Genomic DNA, 24,516 nt, shown 5'->3' with positions numbered 1-24,516 from the left:
GTCTGGAAGGTGCGGGACGCCGGGGCTGAACGGTGTGGGCGGTCCGTCAGCCCCGGCGTCACCGCCGGGGGAAGCGGGGGAGCAGGGGGAGCAGGGGGAGCAGGGGAAGCCAAAGGGAGGCCAAGGGAAGCGGGGCCGGAGAGCGCTTGCCCGTCAGGCCGCGAGAACGATCAGTACGGCAGCGTGCGGCCGGACGGCGTCCGCAGGTCCAGGGGGTGATCGGCGGCGCGGACCCGTTGCCGTCGCACCCGCACACGCCGCGCCTGCGGCTTCGCGCCCGTGGTCCTCGGGACCGCGCCCCGGTCACCGGGCTCGTGGGTCTCGCTCATCGCTCGTCTCCCCTCCTCTCCCGCGCTCACGGCCGTCGATGATGATCGGTGAGGCGTCACGCCGCCCGTGCGGCGGTTGCGGGCGCCTTCACGCGCCCGTCTCCGCGGCGGGCAGCTCGAACCAGACGACCTTGCCCGTGGACATGCGGTAGCTTCCCCACGCCGTGGAAAGCGCTTCCATGAGGTACATGCCACGACCGCCCTCGTCGCCGTCGTGCGCCTCGCAGACGCGCGGCAGCGTGGGATTGGTGTCCTGCACCTCGCAGCGGATCGTGTCGTGCTCCAGCGACAGGGTCATGACCGCGCCCCACGAGTGGCGCATCGCGTTCGTGACCACCTCGCTGACGAGCAGCTCGGCGACGTCGGCGTCGCCGACGCCCCAGGAGGCCAGCCGGCGGCGCAGCCTCCTGCGCGTCATCGGCACGATGGCCGCGTCCGGGACCAGCACCCACGTCGCCTGCCTGCCGGACCGCCCCGGCGGGCAGGCATGGAGCACCACGCCGGTGCGCACCTTGACGTTCGCCGTGTTCGCCGTGTTCGCCGTGTTCTCGGTGAGCGCCGCCGTCATGCCGCCCGCCCGGCGGACGCGTGTCCGTAGACACATCGGTGGACGGGGACGATGCGGCCGTCGGGCAGCAGGTCGCCGGTGTCGTCGAAGACCACCACGCCGTTGCACAGCAGCCCCCACCCCTGCTCGGGGTGGAACGCGACCAGCGCGGCGGCCTCGCGATCGATGGCGTCCGCGGACGGGCACTTAGGTTGGTGTTGACACATGGCTTGTACCTGATCCGGTTGGTCTCTGCGTGGCTTTCTTTGCCAACACGTCGAGCATCTCCCGACGCGCCCATACCTAGTAACGGGATAACTACCCCCATAGGTACCCATTCCTCCCAAATGGGTACCGATTCTTTACCCTGGGGTCGTCGCGCTAGGGGAGCCCATGACCCGGGAACCCCTGTGGGAAAGCGTTTCCCGCACAGGACGTGATGACGAGGCCGTGACGACCACATGACGGCACGATGGCGGCACCACGGTGAACCCGGGGAGGTGCCCGCTCCGGTCGCCGGAGCGGGACCGTGATCGACCGAGCCGCGCGGGGAGGGTCAGAGGGCCTGCAGGCCCTGGATCACCTCGCGCAGGATGCGTTCCTCGGGAAGCTGGGACACGCTGGCCGGGGGCCGTACGGTGACGAGCTTCTGGTCGCGCAGGTCGCCCAGCAGGACGCGGACCACGCCGAGCGAGAGCCCGCTCTCGGAGGCCAGGTCCACCACCGACATGGGCTCGGCGCACATGCGCAGGATGTTCAGGTGCTCGGGGCTCAGCCCGGGAACCGGCGGCGCTCCGGGGACGACCCTGACGATCGCCACCATGTCGAAGGCGGGCCCGCTGGGACGGGTGCGGCCGCGGGCGACGGTGTAGGGGCGGATGATGGGACCGGCGTCCTGGTCGAGCCACCGGTCACCGGCGTCGTTCACGTCCCGTCCTCCTCTCCGTCACGCGCACGCTGCCATCCTGCCCGGAACGAGGAGAACATGTCAGGGGAAGGCCCGGCGCCTTCGTCCTCGCGGGCGCCTCCGCCGAGGTCGACCGGCGGTTCAGGGGCCTGGCGGAGCTGCGGGGCCAGGTTCGCCTGCCGCACGCGGTGCGGGAGGCCCGCGCCGCCCTTGCGCGGGGCCGCCGTGGGCGCCGGGCCCTCGGAAGCGCCGCCGCCCATCGCCGGGGCCGGCCCGCTCGCCCGTCCTTCCCCGGCGCGCGCCACCGCCATGCCGGTCTCGGGCGCGCCGCCCGCCCGGCCGTCCGCGGGCTCCAGCGATGGGAACCGCTCCATCGGGTACCGGCCGCGCGGCGCGGCGCCGGCCGAGGTGACCAGCTCCTCGGGGATGAGGACGATCGCCGTCGTGCCGCCGTACGGGGAGACGCGCAGGGACACCTTGAGGCCGCGCCGGGCGGCCAGCCGGCCGACGACGAACAGGCCGAGCCGGTCGCTGTCGGCGAGGTCGAACTCCGGCGGGTGGGCCAGCCGCTCGTTGATCTGCTCCATCTCGTCGACGGTCATGCCGAGCCCCCGGTCCTCGACCTCGATCGCGAACCCGCGGGCCACCCGCTCGCCGCGCACCTCGATGTACGTGTGCGGCGGCGAGAAGATCGTGGCGTTCTCCACGAGCTCGGCGAGCAGGTGGATGACGTCGGTGGCGGCGTTGCCGCTCAGCGCCGTCTCCTCGGGCATGGCGACGTGGACGCGCAGGTAGTCCTCGACCTCCTCCACCGCGGCGCGCACGACGTCGAACATCGGCACCGGGGTGCGCCACCCGCGCCCGGGGACGGCCCCGGACAGGATGATCAGGCCCTCGGCGTGCCGGCGCATGCGCGTGGTGAGGTGGTCGATGCCGTACAGGCTCTCCAGCAGCTCCGGGTCGGTGACCTTGCGCTCGATGGCGTCGAGCATCGAGAGCTGGCGGTGCAGCAGCGACTGGTTGCGCCGGGCCAGGTTGAGGAACACCTTGGAGACGCCCTTGCGTATCTCGGCCTGGCCGACGGCGGCCTCCACGGCGGTCGTCCGGACGGACGTGAACGCGTGCCCGAGGCTGACGATCTCCTCGGTGGTGCCCGAGGGGATCGGCGGGGTCTCCGCCGGGACGTCCACGTCCTCGCCCTGGCGCAGCCGCCCCACGATTCCCGGGAGCCTGCGGTGGGCCAGTTCGAGCGCCGCGCCCTGCAGGTCCACCAGCTCGGCGGTGAGGCGCCGGCCGAAGCGGAAGCAGACCCACAGCGAGACGCCGATGCCGAGCAGGCCGAGCGCCGCGGCGACGCCGATCCGCCACAGGATGGCCACGGCCAGGGGTCGGGCGCGGTCGGTGATCTGCCGGGCGGCCACGCCGTTCTGCCGGTCGAAGACGGCGGTGATGGCCTTGACGCTCGACCCCCAGTTCGCCGAGGCCGCGGGCAGCGGCCGGCCGGGCGTGACGTCCTGCGCGACCTGGTCCTCGATCGAGACGAACTTGGTGTACGCGGGGGAGTTCTGCAGGACGAGGTACGGCTGGCGCAGCTCGTCGTCCAGGAGCTGGAAGCCCATGTCGTAGAGCAGGCGCCGCTTGGTGACCATGGCCGTGAACGCGGCGCGTTCCTCGCTGGTCATCGTGCCGGTCCCGGTGGCGCTCGCGATCAGGGCGGCCTGCTGCCACATCAGGTCGCGGCTGCGGTCGATGAGCGTGACGGCCCGGGTCGGCGGGCCGAGCTCCGGGTCGCCCGCCAGGCGCACGCTGTCGTAGACCCGGCCGATGGCGTCGGAGATCAGGTCGTAGGAGTCGAGCGTGAGCAGGGGCGTGAACGTCCGGGCGTCGACGCGGGCCCGGATGTCGGGCAGTCGCCGCGTGACGGTGATCAGCTCGATCGCCCGCCGGTAGACCGGCATGTCCTGGGCCCGCTGGACGCCCTCGGCCAGCGCCCGCCGCTCCAGCAGGGCGCGGGCCTGGTCGGTCCTGGCGCGCTGGGCGTCCAGGGCGGTGCGATCGCCGGCACGCGAGCCGAGGTAGGCCAGGGACTCGTAGCGCTCGTGGTGGAGCTGCGACGAGAGCTGCCCGGCCGGTGTGATCACGTTGTCGTAGACGGACCGCACGCGCAGGAGGTCGAGACCGCTCTGGACCGTGAGGGTCGCCGCGAACGCCCAGATCCCGATCAAGGAGATCAGTGGAACCAGAACCAGGGCCAGGATCTTGAACTTGATGGATCTCTTACGCCCACCCATGAGACCTCACTGGGGACCGCATCGTTACGCAGGGGTAATCGGTGGCGAAACAGTACCAACGTGAGTCCGGTGTAGACAGATCCATTTATTAACGAATCAGGGCTTATTTCCGAGATGGTACGGGGGTTGGTTGCGCATACTGTCTGATTGTCAGACAATCTTGGCCATGCCATCCCTCCCTGGCGCCGCCGGTCCGGTCGCGGTCGTCGCCGCCGCCGTCCTGTGGGGCACGGCCGGCACGGCGGGCGCGCTGGCCGGCGTCGGCGACCCCGTCGCGCTGGCGGCGGCCCGGCTCGTCATCGGCGGCCTGGTCCTCGCGACGGCCACCGCCCCCGCCGTCCGCCGCGCGTTCGCGGGCGGGCACAGGCTGCCGCTGGCCGTCTCCGCCGTCGCCGCGGCGGCCTACCAGCTCTGCTTCTTCGGCGCCGTCTCCCGCACCGGGGTCGCCGTCGGCACCGTGGTGGCGATCGCCAGCGCTCCCGTCTTCACCGGCCTGCTGGCGTGGGCGTACGACCGCGCCCGTCCCGGCCGTCGCTGGAGCCTCGCCACCGCCGCCGCGGTCGCCGGCTGCGCCGCCCTCGTCCTCGGGGGCCGCGCCGTGGGCGCCGACCCGCTCGGCGTGCTGCTCGCCCTGACCGGAGGCTTCCTCTACGCCTTCTACGCGGTCGCCGCCTCGCGCGCGATCCGCGCCGGCGCGCCGTCCGGCGGGGTGATGGCCGTGCTGTTCGGCGGCGCGGGGCTGCTCCTGGCGCCGATCCTGCTCTGGCGGGGCACGGCGTGGCTCGGCGACCCGCACGCCCTGCTCACCGTCGTCTACCTCGGCTGCGCCACGACCGCGCTCGCCGCCGTCCTGTACGGCAGGGGACTGCGCGCCACGCCGGTCGCCAGGGCCGCGACCCTGACGCTCGCCGAGCCCGCCGTGGCGGCCCTGCTCGGCCTGCTGATCCTGCACGAGCGGCTCGGCGCCGTCTCGTGGGCGGGCCTGGCCCTGCTCGGCGTCGCCCTGGTCGTCGTGGCGCTGCCCGAACCCGCCAGGCCCGCTCCCGCCGGGTCCGCCGTCACGGCACAATCGTCGGCGTGAAACTGCGCCCCGTCTCGACGGTCGACGCCCTCGCGGACGCGTTGCGCCGGCGCGTGCTCTCCGGCGAGATCGCCCCCGGCACGCCGCTGCCCGAGCAGGAACTGTCCGGTCTGTACGGGGTGGCGCGGCCGACCGTCCGCGAGGCGCTGGCCGTCCTCGTCCACGAGGGGCTGCTGCGGCGCGAGCGCAACCGCAGCGCCTACGTCCCCGAGGTCACCGTGGCCGATCTGGCCGACCTCATGGACGTCCGGCGCCCCCTGGAGGACCTGGCGGCCACCCGCCTGGCCGGCCGCCGGGTGGAGCCCGCCTACGCCGCCCTGGCGCGCATGGCGGCCCTGCCCGGCGAGGCGCCGTGGGCGGACGCCGTCGCCGAGCACGTGGCGCTGCACGAGGAGCTGATCCTCGCCGTGGGCAGCCCGCGCCTGGAGCGGCTGTACGGCGCGCTGGCGGCCGAGATCCGCCTCGGCCTCGTGCGACTGCGCGGCGTCTACCACGAGCGGGCGAAACTGGTCGCCGAGCACCAGGCGCTGCTCGACGCCATCGCCGCAGGTCCCGCCGAGGCCGCACGCCGGGCCATGGCGGCCCATCTCGATCACTCCTGGGGTGCTCCTTAGCCGCTTCTCTTGCGGGGACGGCTCGTCAGTCGTCACAATCGCGCCCATGCACGGCAACTCAGTGCCGGACTCCTACGTGTACGTCACCGAAGAGGGCGTCACCCGTCACTACGCCGACGGCAGCGTCGAGGCCCTCGCGTGGGAGGACGTGGTCGAGGTCCGCGTCGGCGGCGTCACCGAATCCGACATCCTGATCGTCCTGCTCGACCGCGACGGGGAGGGCTGCGTGGTGCCGCGCTCCGCGACCGACGCGACGTTCCTGGCCCGGCTGCGCTACCTGCCGGAGTTCGACCTCGAACGGCTGAGCGACGCGTTCACGGCCGCGCACGCCTCCCGGCCGGCGAGCGCCGGCTACGTGGTCGTCTGGCGCAGCCCCGACCCGCCGTCCCCGCTCCCCGACCTGGAGTACGACTAGGGCGTGTTTCGAAGACAGGTGAGCCAGTCGTTGATGGCGGCGATGTGGGCGGTGGCCTCGTAGCGGACGGCGAGTTTGTCGTACCTGGTTGCGATGGCACGGTTGCGTTTGAGCAGGTTGATGCCGCATTCCACGGCGTGGCGGGCGCGGTAGAGCGCCGGGTCGAACTGTGGAGGACGGCCGCCGCGGCTGCCGCGCCGCAGCCGGGCGGCGATCCGGTCGGCAGGCTCAGGGATGACGCACCCGATCCGGCGCCGGCGCAAGTGAGCACGGATCGCCCGCGATGAGTACGCCTTGTCGGCCAGCACCACATCGGGCCGGGTACGAGGCCGCCCCGGTCCCGGCCGGGACACGCCGATCCCGGCCATGACCGCGTCGAACTGCGGTGCATCCCCGCGTTGCCCGGCCGTCACCACCAGCGACAGCAACCTTCGGCCCCGCTCACACGCCAGGTGCAGCTTGGTCGACAACCCGCCCCGCGAGCGCCCCAGAGCGTGATCGGCCGGCTCGGTCCGCACCCCGCCAGGCGGTTCGGCCTGCAACGTCGCATCCTTGCGAGCACCGGCCGCGTGCTGGTGCGCACGCACGATCGTGGAGTCCACCCCGACCTGCCAGCCGATCAGCTGTGCGGCATCGGCCATCGCCTGCAGGCCGGTCACGATGCCGTACCAGGCGCCGGAACGCTGCCAGCGGCGAAACAACCCGTACACCGCCTGCCAGGAGCCGTAACACTCCGGCACATCCCGCCAGGGCGCTCCCACCCGTGCCCGCCAGCGGATCCCATCGATGAGCTGCCGCTTGCTCCACTTCGACGGCCGTCCTGATCTCCTTGGCGCGGGCAGCAGCGGCTCCAGGCGTGCCCATTGCGCATCGGTCAGGTCAAACCGCCTCGTCACCGCTAAGGTGGCCACGAGGTCTCCGGTGTGAAGGTTCTTCTTGGTCGATCAACCTTCTATCGGAGACCTCACTGCATGTCCGGACATGACACGCCGTCACACAGCGGACTTCGAAACAGGCCCTAGCGCCGGCCCGGTCGCGGATCGGCGCGGGCGGCGCCGATCAGGGCCGTGACCAGGCCGGACGCCGTCGGCGTGCCGTCGGACATGTACGGAACGCGGCCAGGGGGGCCGCCTACATGTGTTTGGACCGTTCCGTCAAGGGAGTCGCCGAGACCCGCGTGAGGCCGATTGTGGCCAATGCCCCCCTATTTCGTTTGTTACTGACGATCTTTAGTATTTGTACGGGTACCCACGCTCCTGATGTTTCGGAGCCATGTGTCAACCAAAGGGACGCGATGGCCGTCTGGTACTTAGGTCTGACAGGAGCAGAGCAGGGGTAAGCATGAGGGTGGGGTTGCAGGAGCGTTCCGTCGCGCTTCTCGACACGGGCCCGCTGACGGCGTCGAGCATATGGACGCGCTCCTATATGCGGGCTCTCCTCGCCGGTGACATGGCATGCGCCATGATCGCGTGCGAGGTCGTGATGGGGTTCAGGCTTTGGGTGGGGGCCTTCATCCCATGGTCGGAGTTGTTGTTCGGGTTCGGACTCGCGCTGGCCTGGCCCGGTGCCTTGGCACTGGCCGGCGTCTACCGCGAGAAGAGCCACGGCGAGGGCAGTGAGGAGTTCCGCGGGGTCTTCGACGGGGGGGTTGGGCTGATCGCCGCCGTGGCGATCGGCGCCTACGCCACCCAGGTGGACCTCGCGCGCAGTTACGTGATGGCCATGTTGCCGCTCGCGACGGCCCTCACGCTGGTGTTCCGCTTCCGCATGCGCAAGCGGCTGCACCGGCGCAGATCGGAAGGAGAGTATCTCCGGCGCGTGGTGGCCGTGGGCCACCGCACCGCCGTGCTCGACCTGGTCATGCAGTTCCGGCGTCAGCCGTACCACGGCATGCGGGTCGTCGCGGCGTGCCTGCCCCCCGGGCAGTTCCCCGGGAACGGGCTGGACATCGACGGCATCCCCGTCCTCGGGGACTTCGCCGACGTGGCCACCGTCGCCGACAAGGTGTCGGCCGACGCGGTGGCGGTCCTCGCGTGCCCCGAGCTGGACGGCGCCGCGCTGCGCCGCCTGGCCTGGAGCATCGAGACCAAGGGAACCGAGCTGTTCGTCGCCCCGGCGCTCATGGACGTCGCGGGCCCGCGCACGAGCATCCGCCCGGTCGCCGGGATGCCTCTGCTGCACGTGGAGCACCCGGAGTTCGACGGGGGGCGCCAGATCGTCAAGAGCCTGTTCGACCGGCTCGTGGCGACGGCCGCGCTCACCGTGCTGGCGCTGCCCATGCTCGTGATCGCGACGCTGATCCGGGTCACCAGCCCGGGCCCGGCGCTGTTCAAGCAGATCCGGGTGGGCCGCGACGGCCGCGAGTTCCAGGTCTTCAAGTTCCGCACGATGGTGCGGGACGCCGAGAAGCTCAAGCGCGAACTCGTTGACGACAACGAGTTCGACGGAGTGCTGTTCAAGATCAGGAACGATCCAAGGATCACCCGCGTGGGAGGCTTCCTGCGCCGGTACTCCCTGGACGAGCTGCCGCAGCTCCTGAACGTGCTGCGCGGCGAGATGTCGCTGGTCGGGCCCCGTCCGCCGCTGCCGGAAGAGGTGGCGCAGTACGGCACGGACGTCCGGCGCAGGCTCGTGGTCAAGCCGGGCATGACCGGCCTCTGGCAGGTGAGCGGTCGTTCCGACCTTTCTTGGGACGAATCCGTCCGGCTGGATCTCCGCTACGTGGAGAATTGGTCGCTGATCCTCGATCTGCAGATCCTCTGGAAGACATGGTCTGCCGTCACCCGTGGTGGAGGGGCTTACTAGTGAAGGCGCTCGTGCTCGCCGGAGGGTCCGGCACACGGCTCCGGCCGATCACCCACACCTCCGCCAAGCAGCTCGTGCCCGTCGCGAACAAGCCCGTGCTGTTCTACGGGCTGGAGGCCATCGCCGCCACCGGCGTCCGCGAGGTCGGCATGATCGTCGGCGACACCCACGAGGAGATCGAGGCCGCGGTCGGCGACGGCTCGGCGTTCGGGCTGGAGGTGACCTACCTGCGCCAGGAGGCGCCGCTCGGCCTGGCCCACGCGGTGCTGATCGCGCGGGAGTTCCTCGGCGGCGATGACTTCGTCATGTACCTCGGCGACAACTTCATCGTCGGCGGCATCGAGCCTCTGGTGCGGCGCTTCCACGAGGAGCGCCCGGCGGCGCAGATCATGCTGACCCGCGTCGCGGACCCACGGCAGTTCGGCGTGGCCGAGCTGGACACCTCCGGCCGGGTCGTCGGCCTGGAGGAGAAGCCGGCCGAGCCCAAGAGCGACTTCGCCCTGGTCGGGGTCTACCTGTTCAGCGCGGCGGTGCACGAGGCCGTCGCCTCGCTCAAGCCCTCGTGGCGCGGTGAGCTGGAGATCACCGACGCGATCCAGTGGCTCCTCGACGAGGGGCACCGGGTCGAGTCGACGATCATCTCCGGCTACTGGAAGGACACCGGCAACGTCGCCGACATGCTGGAGGTCAACCGGCTGCTGCTGGAGGACCTGGACCAGCGCCTGGACGGCGAGGTCGACGACGCCTCCGAGATCATCGGGCGCGTCGTGGTCGAGGACGGCGCCCGCGTCGACCGCTCGCGCATCGTCGGCCCGGTGGTCGTCGGGGCGGGCGCGGTGGTGCGGGACTCCTACATCGGCCCGTTCACCTCCATCGCGGAGGGGTGCCAGGTCGTGGACAGCGAGGTCGAGTACTCCATCTTGCTGAGCCGCGCGTCCATCCATGGAGTCCGCCGCATCGAGGCGTCCCTCATCGGGCGCGACGTCGAGGTCACGCCCGCTCCCAACACTCCCAGAGCCCATCGGCTGGTGCTGGGCGATCACAGCAAGGTGCAGATTAGCTCATGAGGGTTCTGGTAACCGGCGGCGCCGGTTTCATCGGGTCGCACTATGTCCGCACAGTGGTCACGGGAGGCTTCCCGTCGCTGGCAGGGGCGAAGGTCACGGTGCTCGACGCGCTCACGTACGCGGGGAACCTCGCGAACCTGGAGCCCGTCGCCGGCGCCTACGAGTTCGTCCACGGCGACGTCTGCGACGCCGGGCTGCTCGCCGACGTCGTCCCCGGCCACGACCTGGTCGTCAACTTCGCGGCCGAGTCGCACGTCGACCGGTCCATCGACGGGCCGTCGGCGTTCGTGCGCACCAACGTGCTCGGCACCCAGGCGGTGCTCCAGGCCTGCCTGGACGCGGGCGTGCAGAAGGTCGTCCAGGTGTCCACCGACGAGGTCTACGGGTCGGTGGACGTCGGCTCCTGGACCGAGGAGTCCCCGCTGCAGCCGCGTTCGCCGTACTCCGCGGCCAAGGCGGGCGGCGACATGCTCGCGCGCGCCTACGCCGTGACGTACGGGCTGCCGGTGTCGATCACGCGGTGCGGCAACAACTACGGGCCGTACCAGTACCCGGAGAAGGCGATCCCGCTGTTCGTCACCAACCTCCTGGAGCAGGGCACGATCCCTCTCTACGGGGACGGCGGCAACGTCCGCGACTGGGTCCACGTGGACGACCACTGCCGGGGCATCCAGCTCGTCGCCGAGCGCGGCGAGCCGGGCGAGGTCTACAACATCGCCGGCACGGCCGAGCTGAGCAACCTGCAGCTCGTCCAGCGCATCCTCGACGAGCTCGGCGCCGACTGGGGCGTGGTGGAGCGCGTGCCCGACCGCAAGGGGCACGACCGCCGCTACTCCCTGGACGACACCAAACTCCGCGCCATGGGCTACGCGCCCGGCACGGGCTTCGACGACGGCATCGCCGCCACCGTCCGCTGGTACGCCGACAACCCCTCCTGGTGGAAGCCGCTGAAGGGCGCTCGGTGAACCGTCTGCTCGTCACGGGCGCGGGCGGCATGCTCGGAAAGGCCGTGCTGGCCGGCACCGCGGTTGGCGCGGCCGGTGACCAGGGCTTCGAGAACGTCGAGGTCCTGGCGTTCGGCCGCGACCGGCTCGACCTGCGCTACCCCGACGGCGTGCGCGAGACCGTGCGCCGCGAGAAGCCCGACGTCGTCGTCAACTGCGCGGCCTGGACCGCCGTGGACGACGCCGAGACCCACGAGATCGACGCGCTCGCCGTCAACGGCAGCGGCGTGCGCGCCCTGGCCGAGGCGTGCGCCGACGTCGGCGCACGCCTGATCCACGTCTCCACCGACTACGTCTTCGACGGCACGGCCGCCGAGCCGTACCGCGAGGATGCCCCGACCGCGCCGATCAACGCCTACGGCCGCACCAAGCTCGCCGGGGAGCACGCCGTCCTGCGCGTGCTTCCCGGCGCCGGCTACGTGGTGCGCACCGCCTGGCTGTACGGCGCGGGCGGGCGCAACTTCGTCGACACGATGATCGGCCTGGAGGCCGCGCACCCCACCGTGAAGGCGGTGGACGACCAGATGGGCCAGCCCACCTGGACCGGCGACCTGGCCGCGCGGCTGCTGGAGCTGGCCCGCTCCGACGCCCCTCCCGGCGTCTACCACGGCACGAGCGCGGGCCGCGCCACCTGGTACGACCTGGCGCGCGAGGTGTTCGTCCTGCTCGGCGCCGACCCCGGGCGTGTGCTGCCCACCGGCGCGGTCACGTTCGCCCGCCCGGCGGCGCGGCCCGCCTACAGCGTGCTCGGCCACGACGGCTGGGCCCGCGCGGGCATGGCGCCACTGCGCGACTGGCGCGACGCGCTGCACGCGGCCTGGCCGTCCCTGGTCGGGGGCCGGGCCTGATGTACATCTCCGAGACGCGCGGCGCGGACGCCGCCAAGGGCGGCGTGTCCGGGCGCGGCGCGACCATGCGCGCGCTCTCCGGGAACGTGCTCGCGCTCGGCGTGGTGAGCCTGCTCACCGACATCTCCTCGGAGATGGTGACGGCGATCCTTCCGCTGTACCTCTTCTACCAGCTCAGCCTGAACCCGGCGCAGTTCGGCCTGCTCGACGGCCTCTACACCGGCGCGACCGCGGTGCTGCGCCTGGTCGGCGGGCACGTCGCCGACCGGTTCCGCAGCCGCAAGCTCGTCGCCGCCGCCGGGTACGGCCTGTCGGCGGTGGTCAAGCTCGGCTACCTCGTGGCCGGACGGTCGGTGCCCCTCCTCGGCTTCATGATCGGCCTGGACCGCACGGGCAAGGGCCTGCGCACCGCGCCCCGCGACGCGATGATCTCGCTGAGCGCCCCGCCGGAGGCCCAGGGGCGCGCGTTCGGCGTGCACCGGGCCATGGACACCGCGGGCGCCCTGATGGGGCCGCTCGCGGCGTTCGGCGTGGTCGCGCTGGTCGGCGCGGCCTACGACGCGGTGTTCGTGGTCAGCTTCTGCGTCGCCGTGCTCGGCGTGCTGGTGCTCATGCTGTTCGTCCGCGAGCCCGGCGGCGCCGCCCGCGAGCGTCCCAAGGTGTCCCTCAAGGACAGCGTGGCCCTGCTGCGCGACCGGCCGTACCGCCGCGTGCTGATCGCCATGCTCCCGCTCGCGGTCGCCACCGTGAGCGACTCGTTCCTCTATCTGGTGTTGCAGCGGAGCGCCGGCCTGGACGCGGGCTGGCTGCCTCTGCTGCCCGTCGCGGTCTCCGCGGCCTACCTGGCCGCCGCGGTGCCGTTCGGCCGGCTGGCCGACCGGGTCGGCCGCTCCATGGTCGTGATCGGCGGGTACGCCGCCCTGCTGGCCTGCTACGTGCTGCTGCTGGTGCCCGCGAGCCCGGTGATCCTCGTCGTGGTCCTGCTGCTGCGCGGCCTGTCGTACGCGGCCACCGACGGCGTGGTGAGCGCGCTGGCCGGGCCGCTGCTGCCGGAGGAGCGCCGGGCCACCGGCCTCGCCGTCGTCCAGACCGGCCAGGCCCTCGGGCTGATGGTCGCCTCGTGGGCGTTCGGCGTGCTGTGGAGCGCCCAGGGGTCGCGGGCCGCCGTCATGGTGATGACCGGAGCGCTCTGCCTGGCCCTGGCCGTCGCCGTCCCCCTGCTCAGGAAGGCGCAGGCGTGAACCAGTCCGTGTTATCCGTGATCATCGTGACCTACCGCAGCGCCGGCTACATCGCGCGCTGCCTGGCCGCGGTGGAGCTGGCGACCAAGACGCTGGACGCCGAGGTCGTCGTCGTCGACAACAACTCGCCCGACGACACCGTCGAGGTCGTCAGGGCGGCGGCCCCCTGGGCCCGCGTGGTGGCCAGGAACGAGAACGGCGGCTTCGCCGAAGGATGCGTGGCGGGCGCCGAGGTGGCCACCGGACGCCACCTCGTCTTCGTCAACCCCGACGCCGAGGTGCGGCCGGAGGCGTTCACCGAGCTGCTCGCCTGCGCGGCGCGCCACCCGCGCGCGGGCATCGTCGGCGGGCGCTGCGTCACCGGGGAAGGGGACAACGACCCCCGCTCGTGGTGGGGACGGCCCACCCTGTGGTCGGTGCTGTGCTTCGCCACCGGCCTGTCCACGGCCTTCCCCGGCAGCCGCCTCCTCGACCCGGAGTCCCCCGTCATGTGGACCGGCGAGCGGCGGGTGCCGATCGTCACCGGCGCGCTGATGCTCGTCGACCGCGCGCTGTGGGACCGGGTGGGCGGCTTCGACACCCGCATCTTCATGTACGGCGAGGACGCCGACCTGTGCCTGCGGGCGCGGGCCGCCGGCTACCGGCCGATGGTCACCGACCGGGCCGTGTTCGTCCACCCCGGCGGCCTGTCGTCCTCCAGCCTCAACAAGCTCGTCCTGCTGTTCACCGGCAAGATCACCGTCGTGCGCCGCCACTTCCCGCGCGGCCTGCGCGGCCTCGGCGCGTTCCTGCTGCTGTTCGGGGTCTGGCTGCGCGGCACGCTGAGCCGCCGCGTCTCCTCCCCGGACGCCGGGCGGCAGGGCCGTCCGACGGCGCGGGGCGGCGACTGGGCCGAGCTGTGGGCGCGCCGCGCCACCTGGTCCGGGGGCTGGGATGCCCGGAAAGCCTGAATTCGACCGCGTCACGATGGCGCGGAACACGAAAACGACCATGAAAGGTTGGGGGGGTGAGCGATGACTCGCCATGAGGGTCGTCTCGGTGCGCTCGCCGAGATCGACGCGTCCGCGGCGGAGCTGGTCGACCACATGGTCGACCTTTCGATCCGCGGGCTTCCTCCCGGGTACGTCAATGGTGAGTTCGTCTTCACCAGGCGGGGAAAGCTCGGCGCCGACGGCCGCTGGACCGCCGTCCCCGAGGGGCGCAGCGTGCGCTACAGCGCCATCGTCGCGCTCGGCGTCGCCCCGCTGCCCGAGGACGGCCAGCGCGCCGCCCTGGCGGGGGACCTCGTCGGCGACCTGGTCGGCAACCTCGTCCGCGGGCTGCCGCAGGTCACCAACCTCGGCGACGTCGCCCTGATCACCTGGGCCGCCGCCGAGACCGCGCACCCCGGGCTCGACCAGGGCCTGGCGCGGCTGGCCGAGCTGGAGGCCGGGCTGCGCGAGGGCGAGGCCGTCCACACCGTCGAGGCCGCGTGGGCGCTCGCCGCGCTCGTCGCCGCGCACCGCCTGCGCCCCGGCGGCGAGCTGGAGAAGCGCATGGCCCGCGCCCGCGAGCGCCTGCTCGCCGGGCTCGGCGACGACCGGCTGTACCGGCACATCATCGGCCCCGCCTCCTGGTACCGGGCGCACGTCGGCTGCTTCGCCGACCAGGTGTACCCGTTGCAGGCCCTGGCCCGCCTGTACGCCCACACCGGCGACCAGGCGGCGCTGAACGCCGCCGAGCGGATCGCCTCGGGCATCTGCACGGCCCAGGGGGAGCACGGCCAGTGGTGGTGGCACTACGACGCCCGCACCGGCGGCGTCGTCGAGGGCTACCCCGTCTACAGCGTCCACCAGCTCTCCATGGCGCCGATGGCCCTGCTCGACCTCGCCGACGCGGGCGGCACCTCGTACATGAAGGAGATCGCCCTCGGCCTGCACTGGATGACCTCCCGGCCCGAGGTCGACGACGAGCTGATCGTCGAGGAGCTCGACCTGACCTGGCGCAAGGCCGCCAGGGACGACCCCAAGAAGATCGTCAGGGGCGCGCGCGCCCTGGCGTCCGCGCTCAACCAGGGGTCCCGGCTCGGCGTGCTCGACCGCATCTACCCGCCGCTCGCCGTGGACCGCGAGTGCCGTCCGTACGAGCTGGGCTGGCTGCTGTACGCCTGGGTGTTCTCGCTGCCGCGGGACGTGCCGGGGAGCGGGCGGTGACCGGCCCCGCGCCCCGTTCGGCGATCCTCGGCATGTCGCTGGACGCGCTGACCATGGAGCAGACCGTCGCCCGGTGCGTCACCGCGGTCGAGAACCGCGAGAACCTGACGATCGGCGTGGTCAACGCGGCCAAGGCCGTGCGCATGCGCCAGGACCCGGCGCTGCGCGAATCCGTGGTCTCCTGCGACCTGGTCGTGGCCGACGGCCAGGCCGTCGTGTGGGCGTCGCGGATCCTCGGCAGGCCGCTGCCCGAGCGGGTCGCCGGCATCGACCTGTTCACCTCGCTCATGGAGGAGGGCGCGCGGCGCGGCCACCGCGCGTACTTCCTCGGCGCACGGCAGGAGGTCCTGGACCGCGTGGTCGAGCGGGTCACGGCCGCCTACCCCGGCCTGGTCGTCGCCGGCGCGCGCAACGGGTACTTCACCGACGACGAGGCGCCGTTCGTGGCCGCCGAGATCGGCGCGTCCCGCCCTGACCTGCTGTTCCTCGGCATGACCTCGCCCAAGAAGGAGATCTTCTGCGCGCGGTACGCCGACGACGTCAAGGCCGGGGTGATCCACGGCGTGGGCGGGTCGTTCGACGTGTTCGCCGGGAAGGTGCGCCGGGCCCCCGCCGTGTGGCAGAAGCTCGGCCTGGAGTGGATGTACCGGTTCCTGCAGGAGCCGCTGCGCCTCGGCCCCCGCTACCTCTCCACCAACACCAGGTTCGCGTGGATGGTGGTGAAAGAGTACGTCCAGGGCCTGGGAAGGCGCGGCGGGAAGGGCTGACCTTCCCGCGGCACGTTCAGGTCCTGCTGCTCTCGTCGCGCAGCCACGTGGTGTAGTCCCCGGCCTTCACCGCGCGGCGGGCCCGCGCCCGCGCGACGAGCGTCACCGCGAGAAACACCACGAGATGCGGCACCAGCCACGGCGCGCGGCCCGCGATCCCCGCGAGGTCGCGCAGGCCCGTGCGGGCCTCCTGGCCCGCGATCGGGCCCTGTTCGATCTCGGCGACCACCGTCACCGCCCGCACGCGGCGGCGCACCAGGTCGCCGAGGGTGCGGGGCGGATGGATGACGGCGTGCGCCGTGCGCACCACCCGCCGCTCGGCGGGCGCGAACGCCAGCGACGCGGCCAGGTCGTCGCCCATGACGGGCGGCAGGTCCATGATGCGGCGGTTGCCCTCCTCCGAGACGGCGATCACGCCGCGTCCGAACAAGCCTTCCCGCACGGCGGGCAGCCGGGTCCACACCGCGTAGTACGCGCGGACCGGCCACGGCCGGTCGCCCAGCACCAGGGAACGTTCCGGAGCGGCGGCGAGCGGGCCGCCGGGCACGGCCAGCGCGTCGCGCAGCAGGCGCAGGTCCGCGGTGCCCATCTGCACGTCGGCGTCCAGGTAGACGCGCGGGTGGCCGGTGGCCGCCTCGTCGCCGAGGCGCAGCGCCTCCCGCTTGGAGGGGATCTCCGTCTCGACCACGCGGACGCCGTACCCCCGGGCGACGCCCGCGGTGTCGTCGTCGCAGCCGTTGGCCACGACCACGATGTCGAACTCGCCGTCCCTCGCCTCCGCGAGCAGGTCCGCCAGGAGTCGGCCGATTACCCGGGCTTCATTGTGTGCCGGGATGATTACGCTCGCGCTTGGCATAGTTCCGAAGTATCCACCCTGAAAGGGAATGTGTGATGACAGAACCGCGAATCGCGCCCACCGCCGACGTGGACCCCAGCGCGAAGATCGGCGAGGACAGCGCGGTCTGGCACTTGGCGCAGGTCCGCGAGGGCGCGGTGCTCGGCGAGGGCTGCATCCTCGGCCGCGGTTCCTACGTCGGGCCGGGCGTCCGGATCGGCGACCGGGTCAAGCTGCAGAACTACGCGCTGGTGTACGAGCCGGCCGTGCTGGAGGACGGCGTCTTCATCGGCCCGGCCGCCGTCCTGACCAACGACGTCTATCCCCGCTCCACCGACGTCGACGGCGCGCTGAAACGCGACGGCGACTGGACCGCCGCCGGGGTGGTCGTCCGCGAGGGCGCCTCGGTCGGCGCGCGGGCCGTCGTCGTCGCCGGGCGCACGATCGGCCGCCACGCCCTGGTGGCCGCGGGCGCGGTCGTCACCAAGGACGTCCCCGACTTCGCGCTCGTGGCCGGCGTGCCCGCGCGGCGCATGGGCTGGGTGGGGCGCGCGGGCGTGCCGCTGGAGCAGGTCTCGCCCGGCCGGTGGCGCTGCCCGGCGAAGGGGGAGTTGTACACCGAGCACGACGGCGCCCTCAGCGGGCCGTACGCGGCGCTGGACGGACAGGACGGACAATCACCCACGGACAAGGACATCACCCCATGAGAGGCGCGTACATGGCGCGCGGCGCCCGTCTGACGGCTCCGGCTCCCCGTTGGAACGTCCCAACGGGCGGTGCGGCGTGAACGCGTCCGGCCTGTCCACCCGGGGCCGCGTCATCGTGCTGGTCGCCGCGGTCGCGCTGCTCGCCGCCGCGGGCACCGTGTACATCCTGCGCGCCCGCGCCGTCGCGCCGTCCCCCGCCGCCGTCCCGCGGAACGGCGCCCAGGCGGTCCCGCGCCAGACCACGCTGCCGCGCGGCGAGCTGGTGATGGTCGGCGCCGGCGCGTCCGCCGACAGCGGCATGGTGGTCGCCGTGCCCCCGGGCGGCGAGGGACGGCCGGTGAGCACCGGGCTGCGCTGCAAGCGGTTCTACGCCGCGGCGGGCACCGGGGTGTGCCTGCGCGTCGGCGCCACCCTCACCGTCGGCTCCGAGGCCATCGTCCTCGACGAGCGGCTGCGCGAGGTCCGCCGCGTGGCGCTGGCGGGCATCCCCAGCCGGGCCCGGGTGTCGGCCAGCGGGCGCATGGTGGCCTGGACGTTCTTCGTCTCCGGCGACTCCTATCTCAGCGTCGGCTTCTCCACCCGCGCGGGCATCCTGGACACCCGCACCGGCACGCTGGTCAAGAGCCTGGAGGACTTCACGCTGGAGAAGGACGGCCGCATCCATTCGCCGATCGACCTCAACTACTGGGGCGTGACCTTCGCCTCCGACGACAACCGGTTCTACGCGACCGTCTCCACGTCGGGCCGGACCTACCTCGTCCAGGGCGACTTCGCCAAGCGCAGGATGCGCGTGCTGCGCGAGAACGCCGAATGCCCCTCGCTGTCCCCGGACGGCACCCGCGTCGTCTACAAGAAGCGCGTCGGCGGCGAGAGCGACCCCTGGCGCCTCTACCGGCTCGACCTCGCGAGCGGGCGGGAGACGAAGCTCGCCGAGGACGCCAACGTCGACGACCAGGCGGCCTGGCTGGACGACCGCACGGTGATGTACAGCAAGCTGCGCGGCGACAGCTCCGACGTGTGGACGGTGCCCGCCGACGGGTCCGGCCGGCCGCAGGTCCTCATGCGCGACGCATTCTCGCCCGCCTCGACCTGAGACGCCGTCCTCCGGGAGGACGCGCCGCGGACCTCAGGGTTCGATGGCCTCGCGCGTGTCCTCCCACACGTTGCCCTCGAAGCGGTTTCCCTTCCCCTTGGGCTCGAAGTACGTGAGCGGCCCCCAGAAGCCTCCCTTGGGGAAGAGGCGCCGGGTGAAGACGTTGTTGACGATCTTGATGTTCGTCGGCGTCCCGAACTTCCCGGCCCCGCCGTAGATCGCGTACCCGCCGCCGCCGAGCAGGTTGTTCTCGATCAGCACGTCGTACGCCCGGCTGAAGTCCTGGTAGAGCGAGATCGCCGACGTCTGGGAGAGCTGGTTCAGGATCGTGTTGTGCCGGATCGTCAGCGACAGCCCCTTCCGCGGGGAGCCGTTGGCCTGCGGGCCCGTCACGTGGTCGCCGGGGAACTCCTTGAAGTCGTGCATGTAGGAGTCCTCGATGAGGCCGTGGTCGCTGCCGAACGAGTTGGACACGGTGTGGATGTTCGCCCGGCGCACCGTGATCTGCCCGCCCTGGTTGAGCACGCCCCACTGCGCCTTCACCGTGCCGTCCCCGGAGATCTCGCAGTCCTCGATCACCGCGCCCGACGCCCCCTCCGCCTGGATGATCGACCAGTCGCCCTCGCCGATCACCCGCACGTTGCGCACGGTGACGTTGTCGGCCTTGATGTTGAGCTTGCCGTGGACCTCCAGGTTCTCCACCACGGCCCCCTCCTTCATGACCGTCACCTCGCCCACCTTCTTCAGCGGGACGCCCGGACGCAGCCCGGTGGTCCGGGCGTCCGGGAAACCGCCGCCGATCGGCGCCTCCGTGCTCGTCGGCGACGCGGCGAGGGTCGGGGACGCCGAGGTGGCGGGCGTGCGGCTGGGAAGGGGGTCGCGGGTGTGTGACCCCGGATCACGCGCGGCGCAGCCGGCGAGGGCCGCGGCCGGCAGCACGGCGAGCGCGGCGAGAAAGGACAGGCGGCGCAGCGAGGAAGTCACGAAGGGCTCCAGGGCTGGTCTGGGAACGCTCCACAGCGGGCTCGCCGGAGCGTGGGTCACCCGCGGGAACGGGCATCTAGGTGTTCGTCCCGGCCAGGCGGGACGGTCTCGGCCGCCGCGGCGTGCCGGGCGTCATCAGCAGCGACTCCGAGGGGCGGCCGGGAGTGTCGCGGCTGCGGTCGCGGGTCAGCCTCATGACCACGACGGACGCCAGCATCGCGCTCAGCCCGATGCCGGCGATGGCGCGGCTCTTCTGCAGAGGCTGCCGCTGCGGCCCCAGGATGGAGCCGATCATCTCCCACTTGATCATCACGCGGCCGTTCGCGCCCGACGAGGTCTGCAGGCCTTCCAGCTTCTGGGTGAGAAGCTTGAGCGCGAGGTTCAGCGTGTCGATCGATTCCTTCGGGTCGCCGGAGAGCGACTGCAGGGTGGCATACGGCTGGCCGTACACCGGAAGTTCCTGGTTACCCCAGTGCGCGACCTCGTAGGAGAACTTGGCCGTGCCCCCCAGGGCGCGCAGACGGTCGCGCGTGCCGGGGTTGTCGAAGAAACGTTCGGTGGCCAGAGCGGTGAAAATGTGATTGTCGGTGAAGTGGTCGTACACCTCGCCCGCGAAGTGACTCGTCTTGGTGACGAACGCCACGGTCGCCACACTCTGGTAGAGAGGTGACCTGTTCCTCACCCACCACACCGCGAAACCGGCGAGCAGGAAGACCAACGCCAGGCAGCCACACCTGACGACCACTCGCCTTCGCACCGCAACATCGTGGCACAGGCGCCAGCACTTTTGGGTGGGGCCTGGTAAAGAAAGCACTCAGAGGAAACACTTGAGGGCGATATGACAACGTTGCAGGGTGCTCGGGCGTCCTATCCCGACGGCTCGGCAGGGGTGGGAATGACGGACGTGGCCCGCCGGGCGGGGGTGAAGGGACACTATGGACCTGCTTGATTCGCTGCGTGCACTGCTCAGGCGGTGGCCGGTGACAGTGACGTTGCTGGCCGTCACGCTCGCGGCGACGATCGGGGCGTACTTCGCGATCCCGTGGCAATACGAATCGAAGGCCACGGTGGTCTTCCTGTCGTCGAGGAAGGGTTCACAGCCGGTGGGGGGGAACCCGTGGCTGGCCTTCGACGGCTCGCTCACGATCACGGCCGAGGTGATCGCGCGCGGCATGAGCGACGAACGGACGCTGAAGCAGCTCAACGACGGGGGCAACACCGCCGAGTTCACCGTGGGCCTCGCCCAGGACTCCCGCGGCCCCCTCCTCGACATCACCGCCACCGGCGCCGACCCCAAGGTCGCCCAGGCCACCATGGAGGCCCTCGCGAAGCTGAGCCTGGAGCGGCTGACCGAGGTGCAGCAGAAGTCGTCGATCCTCCCCGACGCCACGATCCGGGCCGAGCTGGTCACGTCCTCCGACAAGGCGGAGATGACCCCGGAGAAGAAGATCCGCATGCTCGTCATCATCTTCGCCGGCGGCGCGCTCGTCACCATCGGGGTCCCCCTGTTCCTGGAATCCCTCGCCCAGAAGCGCCGCAGGGCCGCCCAAGGGGACCACGTCACGGGCCGGACGGGCCCGATCCCCGTCGTCCCCGCCCACCAGCAGCGCGTGCCCCGCTCCGGCGCCGCCCCCCGCCCGGCCGGGCCGGCCGTCCCGCGCAACAGGCCGCCCGCGCGTCCGCCGCGGCCCATCGAGCCGCCCGAGCCCCGCGGCTACGACCGCAGGCCCGGCTCCTCGTCCCCTCCGGCACGGCAGCCCGGCGGCGCCGAACCCCGCGACCCGTGGGCCGACCAGAAGCGTCCCGAGACCCTCGGATCGGCCAACGGCGCCTCCGGCAAGGTGGAGGACCTCTACGTCTGGACCGACGAGAACGACGCCCCGCGCGGCGACGGACGGCAGGGCAACGGCGCGCGGCCTTCCCGCGGCGTCTCCGCGACGCCGGGCAGGAGCCTGCCCCCTGGCACGAGCCCCGCCGCGGCGACCGACCAGTTCCCGGTGCAGGGACGCCGCGCCGCCCGTCCGGCCGCCGGGTCCAAGCCCGCCAATCGGCAGGGCGCCGACGGTGACGCCGACGACGAGCCGTACGTCGTGTTCGATCCCACCAGGCCGGGTCGGTGACGAGCACACCTTCGGTCGAGAGGGTTCACCCCCCCGTCCGGCGGCCCGAGCGCCGCGGCCGGCGGGTCAAGAAGCGCGTGGACCCGGTGACGATCATGACGTTCTTCTTGGTCGTCCTTTTCGTCATGCCCGCGCGGTACATCGTGGGGCCGCTCGGCGGAGCCGGGTCGCCGTCCTCGATGGTCGCCGTGCTCCTGCTCGTCTGGTACCTGATGTCCACCCTGTCCCCCCGGTGGACGCCGATCCGCGGCCGCCAGCCGGTCCGGGTGGTCATCGTCGTCTTCGCCCTCGCCGTGCTGGCCAGCTACGTCGCGGCCAACACCCGCCCGCTGTCGGGCGACGAGCTCAACGCCGCCGACCTCGGGCTCGTGCTCGTCGCGGGCTGGGCCGGCATCGCGCTCGTCACCGCCGACGGCATCACCAGCATGGACCGCCTGGAGACCCTCCGGCAGCGCATCGTCATGGGGGCGAGCTTCCCCGCGCTCGTCGCCATGATCCAGTTCTTCACCGGCATCGAGGTCACCCAGTACCTGGCGCTGCCCGGCCTCGTCGAGAAGGGCTCGGCCGTCCTGTTCGAGCGGGAGGGCTTCTTCCGCCCCTCCGGCACCGCCACCCACCCCATCGAGCTCGGCGTCGTGCTCGCCGCCGTGCTGCCCCTGGCCCTGCACGGCGCGATCTTCTGCCGCATCCCCGAGCAGCGCCGCAAGCGATGGGCGATGGTCGTGCTGATCGCCGCGGCGCTGCCGATGAGCGTGTCCCGGTCCGCCATCCTCGGCCTGTTCGTGGTGATGGTCGTGCTCCTGCCGACCTGGCCGTCGGAGTGGCGGCTGCGGGCGATCCTGATCTTCGGGGCCTCGTCGATCGTCATGCGCCTGATGATCCCCGGTCTGATCGGCACCGTGCTCAACCTCATCTCGGTCATCGGCGCCGACGAGAACTCCACCACGCGCACCGGCGACTACGACGCCGTCATCGCCGCCGTCTCCCAACGCCCCCTGTTCGGGCAGGGCTTCGCCACGTACCTGCCGAGCATGTACCGCGTCATCGACAACCAGTACCTGATGTCGTCCCTGGAGACCGGCCTCTTCGGCCTGGGGGCGCTGCTTCTGTTCCTGGCCTCCGGCTGGGTCCTGGCCCGCCGCGCCCGCCGCGCCTCCACCGACCCCGAGACCCGCCACCTCGCCCAGTGCTTCGCCGCCTCCGCGGCGGTCGCCATCTTCGGCTTCGGCACCTTCGACGCCTTCAGCTTCCCGATGATCACCAACGTCATGTTCCTGATCCTCGGCTGCTGCGGCGCCCTATGGCGCCTCCAGACCCAACCCAGCCACTCAGTGGTGAGATGAGTCCGGGGTGAACTCGGCGGACGTCAGAAGAGCGGGACGCCGTCGTTCTTGGCGGTGACGTAGGACCGCCAGTCGCTGGTGACCTGGTCGGCGTAGCCCGACGCGAAACCGCGGGTCTCCGTCTGGAGGCCGGATACCGAGGTGATCGCGTTGTCGATCGCCGCGTCACGGCGCACCGTGTGCGGAGGTAGGGCTGGCGGTACCTCATGACTCCAGCAGGCAGGATCGATCGTGAGAGCTCACGCCGACATGCTTATGGCACCGCACCACACGCACTGAGCAGGCATCACGCCACTGAGCAGGGAGACCCCCGTGTCACAGTCGCACCCCGCGGTCCCCTCCCACCGGGCCGACCCCGGCCCGGGACGGCGTGGCCTGCCGCCCTGCCCCCCGCGACAGCCCTCACCTTCACCGCTTCCGCCTTGACCCCCATCCCGGTTCCCCTTCACCGCCGCCCGGACACAAGAACGCGTCCCACCGCTCCAACCAGCCCATCACGCAAGCCCACCACCGACCGGCGCCCCCGCCTCGACGGGGCCGACGCCGCTCCCACGAACCGGGGGTGCCCGCCTATGGGGGGCGCGGGCACCCCTCCGCACTTCGTTCACCATCGTGGTCGCGCTGCGACCGATCAGCGACGCAAGACACGGCCAGTGTTCTCGTACGGGACGATCCAACAGATGGAGCGCCAGGGCGCAGGATCGATGGCGGGCCCGGGGGCATCTGATGTAGTTCAGATACCATGGAAATCATGGCGACGAAGAATTTCCCGTACAGCGCCTTCCTTCGCGGTCCTTCGCAGGTGCTGCCGTCGCTGGACGACGCCGACGTCATTCTCGAACGCAGAGATGACGAGAACCTCGTCCTGATGCGCGCGGAACGCTTCGAGGCAGGTGCCGCGACCCTGCGCATCGCCGCCCGCGCCCTGGCGATCCTGGCCCGGCGCAACAGCGACCTCGCTGAGGAAGTGCTGGGCGAGGAACTCCCGTGGACCACATGGCTGCCCGAGGACGAACGCCACCTCTGCGTACGTGAACTGCTCGGTCACCTCGTCGCCGGAGCCGACACAGGGGAGTTGATCCCCTTCAGCCATGCCCTCACCGCCTGGCGCTCCACCGCCATCGTGTGGAGCGACCCCAACCTCGCCCGACGCCTCCAGGGCCCCTTCCCCGGCAACGGCGAAGAGGTCGACAGACCTCTGAGCGAGCCGCAGTGACCTCTCGCGGTCAGGAGGTTCCACGCCCGAACCCCTGGAAAGTCCTTTTCGCGGACCGTAGGGCGTCTGAAGGATGGAGGCACCTTCTGGCGCAAGCACCAGAGAACACG

26 protein-coding genes are annotated in these 24,516 nt (G+C 71.9%); 16 read left to right on the top strand and 10 right to left on the bottom strand.

Annotation, left to right across the window (positions count from 1 at the left end):
• Positions 1–170 precede the first annotated feature (170 nt).
• From BJ982_RS02330 to BJ982_RS02310, 5 genes are all read right to left on the bottom strand, one after another.
• The gene (locus BJ982_RS02330) at positions 171–329 is read right to left on the bottom strand and encodes a hypothetical protein (RefSeq protein ID WP_184889963.1); all 159 of its coding nucleotides are present in this window, start codon (positions 327–329) and stop codon (positions 171–173) included.
• An 88-nt stretch (positions 330–417) separates the two neighbouring features.
• The gene (locus BJ982_RS02325) at positions 418–897 is read right to left on the bottom strand and encodes an ATP-binding protein (protein WP_184876108.1); all 480 of its coding nucleotides are present in this window, start codon (positions 895–897) and stop codon (positions 418–420) included.
• On the bottom strand, positions 894–1,103 hold the full coding sequence (locus BJ982_RS02320) for a DUF5999 family protein (protein ID WP_184876106.1): 210 nt from the start codon (positions 1,101–1,103) through the stop codon (positions 894–896). Before BJ982_RS02320 ends, BJ982_RS02325 begins: the two co-directional genes overlap by 4 nt.
• A gap of 329 nt (positions 1,104–1,432) precedes the next feature.
• Positions 1,433–1,804, bottom strand: a complete 372-nt coding sequence (locus tag BJ982_RS02315) for a DUF742 domain-containing protein (protein ID WP_184876104.1) — start codon at positions 1,802–1,804, stop codon at positions 1,433–1,435.
• Entirely contained in the window at positions 1,801–4,074 is a 2,274-nt protein-coding gene (locus BJ982_RS02310) for a nitrate- and nitrite sensing domain-containing protein (RefSeq protein ID WP_184876102.1), read from the bottom strand. Before BJ982_RS02310 ends, BJ982_RS02315 begins: the two co-directional genes overlap by 4 nt.
• Before the next feature lie 166 nt (positions 4,075–4,240).
• Between BJ982_RS02310 and BJ982_RS02305 the strand changes: the two genes are divergently transcribed.
• Genes BJ982_RS02305 through BJ982_RS02295 form a run of 3 tightly spaced genes read left to right on the top strand, consistent with a single transcriptional unit; the run spans position 4,241 to position 6,184 of the window.
• Positions 4,241–5,155 carry a DMT family transporter gene (locus tag BJ982_RS02305; protein ID WP_184876100.1) on the top strand — a complete coding sequence of 305 codons (915 nt, stop codon included), beginning with the start codon at positions 4,241–4,243 and terminating at the stop codon, positions 5,153–5,155.
• Positions 5,152–5,769: a GntR family transcriptional regulator gene (locus BJ982_RS02300; RefSeq protein ID WP_239123600.1), complete on the top strand. Its 618-nt coding sequence runs from the start codon at positions 5,152–5,154 to the stop codon at positions 5,767–5,769. The genes BJ982_RS02305 and BJ982_RS02300 overlap by 4 nt, the downstream gene beginning before the upstream one ends.
• A gap of 46 nt (positions 5,770–5,815) precedes the next feature.
• Complete coding sequence (locus BJ982_RS02295; protein ID WP_184876098.1) at positions 5,816–6,184, top strand: hypothetical protein; 369 nt, start codon at positions 5,816–5,818, stop codon at positions 6,182–6,184.
• On the opposite strand, the gene BJ982_RS02290 is transcribed toward BJ982_RS02295, so the two are convergent.
• Positions 6,181–7,080: an IS5 family transposase gene (locus tag BJ982_RS02290; RefSeq protein WP_311772216.1), complete on the bottom strand. Its 900-nt coding sequence runs from the start codon at positions 7,078–7,080 to the stop codon at positions 6,181–6,183. The two genes, BJ982_RS02295 and BJ982_RS02290, sit on opposite strands and share 4 nt — an antisense overlap.
• Before the next feature lie 445 nt (positions 7,081–7,525).
• Between BJ982_RS02290 and BJ982_RS02285 the strand changes: the two genes are divergently transcribed.
• The 8 genes from BJ982_RS02285 to BJ982_RS02250 all read left to right on the top strand — a co-directional run bounded on the left by BJ982_RS02285 (position 7,526) and on the right by BJ982_RS02250 (position 16,108).
• Positions 7,526–8,989 (top strand): sugar transferase, encoded by a 1,464-nt coding sequence (locus BJ982_RS02285; RefSeq protein WP_184876094.1) that lies wholly within the window; start codon positions 7,526–7,528, stop codon positions 8,987–8,989.
• The gene (locus tag BJ982_RS02280) at positions 8,989–10,056 is read left to right on the top strand and encodes a glucose-1-phosphate thymidylyltransferase (RefSeq protein WP_184876092.1); all 1,068 of its coding nucleotides are present in this window, start codon (positions 8,989–8,991) and stop codon (positions 10,054–10,056) included. The genes BJ982_RS02285 and BJ982_RS02280 overlap by 1 nt, the downstream gene beginning before the upstream one ends.
• Positions 10,053–11,021, top strand: a complete 969-nt coding sequence (gene rfbB / locus BJ982_RS02275; RefSeq protein WP_184876090.1) for a dTDP-glucose 4,6-dehydratase — start codon at positions 10,053–10,055, stop codon at positions 11,019–11,021. Before BJ982_RS02280 ends, rfbB begins: the two co-directional genes overlap by 4 nt.
• On the top strand, positions 11,018–11,908 hold the full coding sequence (gene rfbD, locus BJ982_RS02270; protein ID WP_184876088.1) for a dTDP-4-dehydrorhamnose reductase: 891 nt from the start codon (positions 11,018–11,020) through the stop codon (positions 11,906–11,908). The genes rfbB and rfbD overlap by 4 nt, the downstream gene beginning before the upstream one ends.
• On the top strand, positions 11,908–13,149 hold the full coding sequence (locus BJ982_RS02265) for an MFS transporter (protein ID WP_184876086.1): 1,242 nt from the start codon (positions 11,908–11,910) through the stop codon (positions 13,147–13,149). Before rfbD ends, BJ982_RS02265 begins: the two co-directional genes overlap by 1 nt.
• The gene (locus tag BJ982_RS02260) at positions 13,146–14,099 is read left to right on the top strand and encodes a glycosyltransferase family 2 protein (RefSeq protein ID WP_184876084.1); all 954 of its coding nucleotides are present in this window, start codon (positions 13,146–13,148) and stop codon (positions 14,097–14,099) included. Before BJ982_RS02265 ends, BJ982_RS02260 begins: the two co-directional genes overlap by 4 nt.
• Positions 14,100–14,162: 63 nt before the next feature.
• A complete protein-coding gene (locus tag BJ982_RS02255) occupies positions 14,163–15,341 on the top strand; it encodes a hypothetical protein (protein WP_184876082.1) in 1,179 nt (392 codons plus the stop codon).
• Entirely contained in the window at positions 15,338–16,108 is a 771-nt protein-coding gene (locus BJ982_RS02250) for a WecB/TagA/CpsF family glycosyltransferase (RefSeq protein WP_203959454.1), read from the top strand. The genes BJ982_RS02255 and BJ982_RS02250 overlap by 4 nt, the downstream gene beginning before the upstream one ends.
• 16 nt (positions 16,109–16,124) lie before the next feature.
• Here the strand turns inward: BJ982_RS02250 and BJ982_RS02245 are convergent, their stop codons facing one another.
• Entirely contained in the window at positions 16,125–16,964 is an 840-nt protein-coding gene (locus tag BJ982_RS02245) for a glycosyltransferase (RefSeq protein ID WP_184876080.1), read from the bottom strand.
• Positions 16,965–16,999: 35 nt separating this feature from the next.
• Here BJ982_RS02245 and BJ982_RS02240 point away from each other — a divergent pair, with 35 nt between their 5' ends.
• Together BJ982_RS02240 and BJ982_RS02235 are read left to right on the top strand one after the other, a co-directional pair.
• Positions 17,000–17,650 (top strand): acyltransferase, encoded by a 651-nt coding sequence (locus tag BJ982_RS02240; RefSeq protein ID WP_184876078.1) that lies wholly within the window; start codon positions 17,000–17,002, stop codon positions 17,648–17,650.
• Positions 17,651–17,726: 76 nt separating this feature from the next.
• Positions 17,727–18,743, top strand: a complete 1,017-nt coding sequence (locus BJ982_RS02235) for a TolB-like translocation protein (RefSeq protein ID WP_203959453.1) — start codon at positions 17,727–17,729, stop codon at positions 18,741–18,743.
• A gap of 33 nt (positions 18,744–18,776) precedes the next feature.
• On the opposite strand, the gene BJ982_RS02230 is transcribed toward BJ982_RS02235, so the two are convergent.
• Complete coding sequence (locus tag BJ982_RS02230; protein WP_184876076.1) at positions 18,777–19,727, bottom strand: right-handed parallel beta-helix repeat-containing protein; 951 nt, start codon at positions 19,725–19,727, stop codon at positions 18,777–18,779.
• A gap of 76 nt (positions 19,728–19,803) precedes the next feature.
• Positions 19,804–20,484 carry a hypothetical protein gene (locus tag BJ982_RS02225; protein ID WP_184876074.1) on the bottom strand — a complete coding sequence of 227 codons (681 nt, stop codon included), beginning with the start codon at positions 20,482–20,484 and terminating at the stop codon, positions 19,804–19,806.
• Between the two features lie 178 nt (positions 20,485–20,662).
• Between BJ982_RS02225 and BJ982_RS02220 the strand changes: the two genes are divergently transcribed.
• Entirely contained in the window at positions 20,663–21,847 is a 1,185-nt protein-coding gene (locus tag BJ982_RS02220) for a YveK family protein (RefSeq protein WP_184876072.1), read from the top strand.
• Positions 21,844–23,190, top strand: coding sequence for an O-antigen ligase family protein (locus tag BJ982_RS40225; RefSeq protein ID WP_184876070.1), 1,347 nt, complete (start codon positions 21,844–21,846; stop codon positions 23,188–23,190). Before BJ982_RS02220 ends, BJ982_RS40225 begins: the two co-directional genes overlap by 4 nt.
• A 23-nt stretch (positions 23,191–23,213) precedes the next feature.
• On the opposite strand, the gene BJ982_RS02210 is transcribed toward BJ982_RS40225, so the two are convergent.
• On the bottom strand, positions 23,214–23,366 hold the full coding sequence (locus BJ982_RS02210) for a hypothetical protein (protein ID WP_184889961.1): 153 nt from the start codon (positions 23,364–23,366) through the stop codon (positions 23,214–23,216).
• Positions 23,367–23,941: 575 nt separating this feature from the next.
• On the opposite strand from BJ982_RS02210, the gene BJ982_RS02205 reads away from it, so the two are divergent.
• Positions 23,942–24,406 carry a hypothetical protein gene (locus BJ982_RS02205; RefSeq protein ID WP_184876068.1) on the top strand — a complete coding sequence of 155 codons (465 nt, stop codon included), beginning with the start codon at positions 23,942–23,944 and terminating at the stop codon, positions 24,404–24,406.
• Positions 24,407–24,516 lie beyond the last annotated feature (110 nt).

Source organism: Sphaerisporangium siamense (assembly GCF_014205275.1).
In the GTDB taxonomy this organism is placed as follows: Bacteria; Actinomycetota; Actinomycetes; order Streptosporangiales; family Streptosporangiaceae; genus Sphaerisporangium; species Sphaerisporangium siamense.
The sequence above is the reverse complement of the archived record's forward strand: the minus strand, read 5'-3'. Positions and strand labels throughout refer to the sequence as shown.

Excerpts from the sequence above, each read along its gene's own strand:
- BJ982_RS02330 (WP_184889963.1), bottom strand. The coding sequence starts at position 329 with ATGAGCGAGACCCACGAGCCCGGTGACCGGGGCGCGGTCCCGAGGACC.
- BJ982_RS02325 (WP_184876108.1), bottom strand. The coding sequence starts at position 897 with ATGACGGCGGCGCTCACCGAGAACACGGCGAACACGGCGAACACGGCG.
- BJ982_RS02320 (WP_184876106.1), bottom strand. The coding sequence starts at position 1,103 with ATGTGTCAACACCAACCTAAGTGCCCGTCCGCGGACGCCATCGATCGC.
- BJ982_RS02310 (WP_184876102.1), bottom strand. The coding sequence starts at position 4,074 with ATGGGTGGGCGTAAGAGATCCATCAAGTTCAAGATCCTGGCCCTGGTT.
- BJ982_RS02305 (WP_184876100.1), top strand. The coding sequence starts at position 4,241 with ATGCCATCCCTCCCTGGCGCCGCCGGTCCGGTCGCGGTCGTCGCCGCC.
- BJ982_RS02295 (WP_184876098.1), top strand. The coding sequence starts at position 5,816 with ATGCACGGCAACTCAGTGCCGGACTCCTACGTGTACGTCACCGAAGAG.
- BJ982_RS02285 (WP_184876094.1), top strand. The coding sequence starts at position 7,526 with ATGAGGGTGGGGTTGCAGGAGCGTTCCGTCGCGCTTCTCGACACGGGC.
- rfbB (WP_184876090.1), top strand. The coding sequence starts at position 10,053 with ATGAGGGTTCTGGTAACCGGCGGCGCCGGTTTCATCGGGTCGCACTAT.
- BJ982_RS02265 (WP_184876086.1), top strand. The coding sequence starts at position 11,908 with ATGTACATCTCCGAGACGCGCGGCGCGGACGCCGCCAAGGGCGGCGTG.
- BJ982_RS02255 (WP_184876082.1), top strand. The coding sequence starts at position 14,163 with ATGACTCGCCATGAGGGTCGTCTCGGTGCGCTCGCCGAGATCGACGCG.
- BJ982_RS02245 (WP_184876080.1), bottom strand. The coding sequence starts at position 16,964 with ATGCCAAGCGCGAGCGTAATCATCCCGGCACACAATGAAGCCCGGGTA.
- BJ982_RS02240 (WP_184876078.1), top strand. The coding sequence starts at position 17,000 with ATGACAGAACCGCGAATCGCGCCCACCGCCGACGTGGACCCCAGCGCG.
- BJ982_RS02220 (WP_184876072.1), top strand. The coding sequence starts at position 20,663 with ATGGACCTGCTTGATTCGCTGCGTGCACTGCTCAGGCGGTGGCCGGTG.
- BJ982_RS02205 (WP_184876068.1), top strand. The coding sequence starts at position 23,942 with ATGGCGACGAAGAATTTCCCGTACAGCGCCTTCCTTCGCGGTCCTTCG.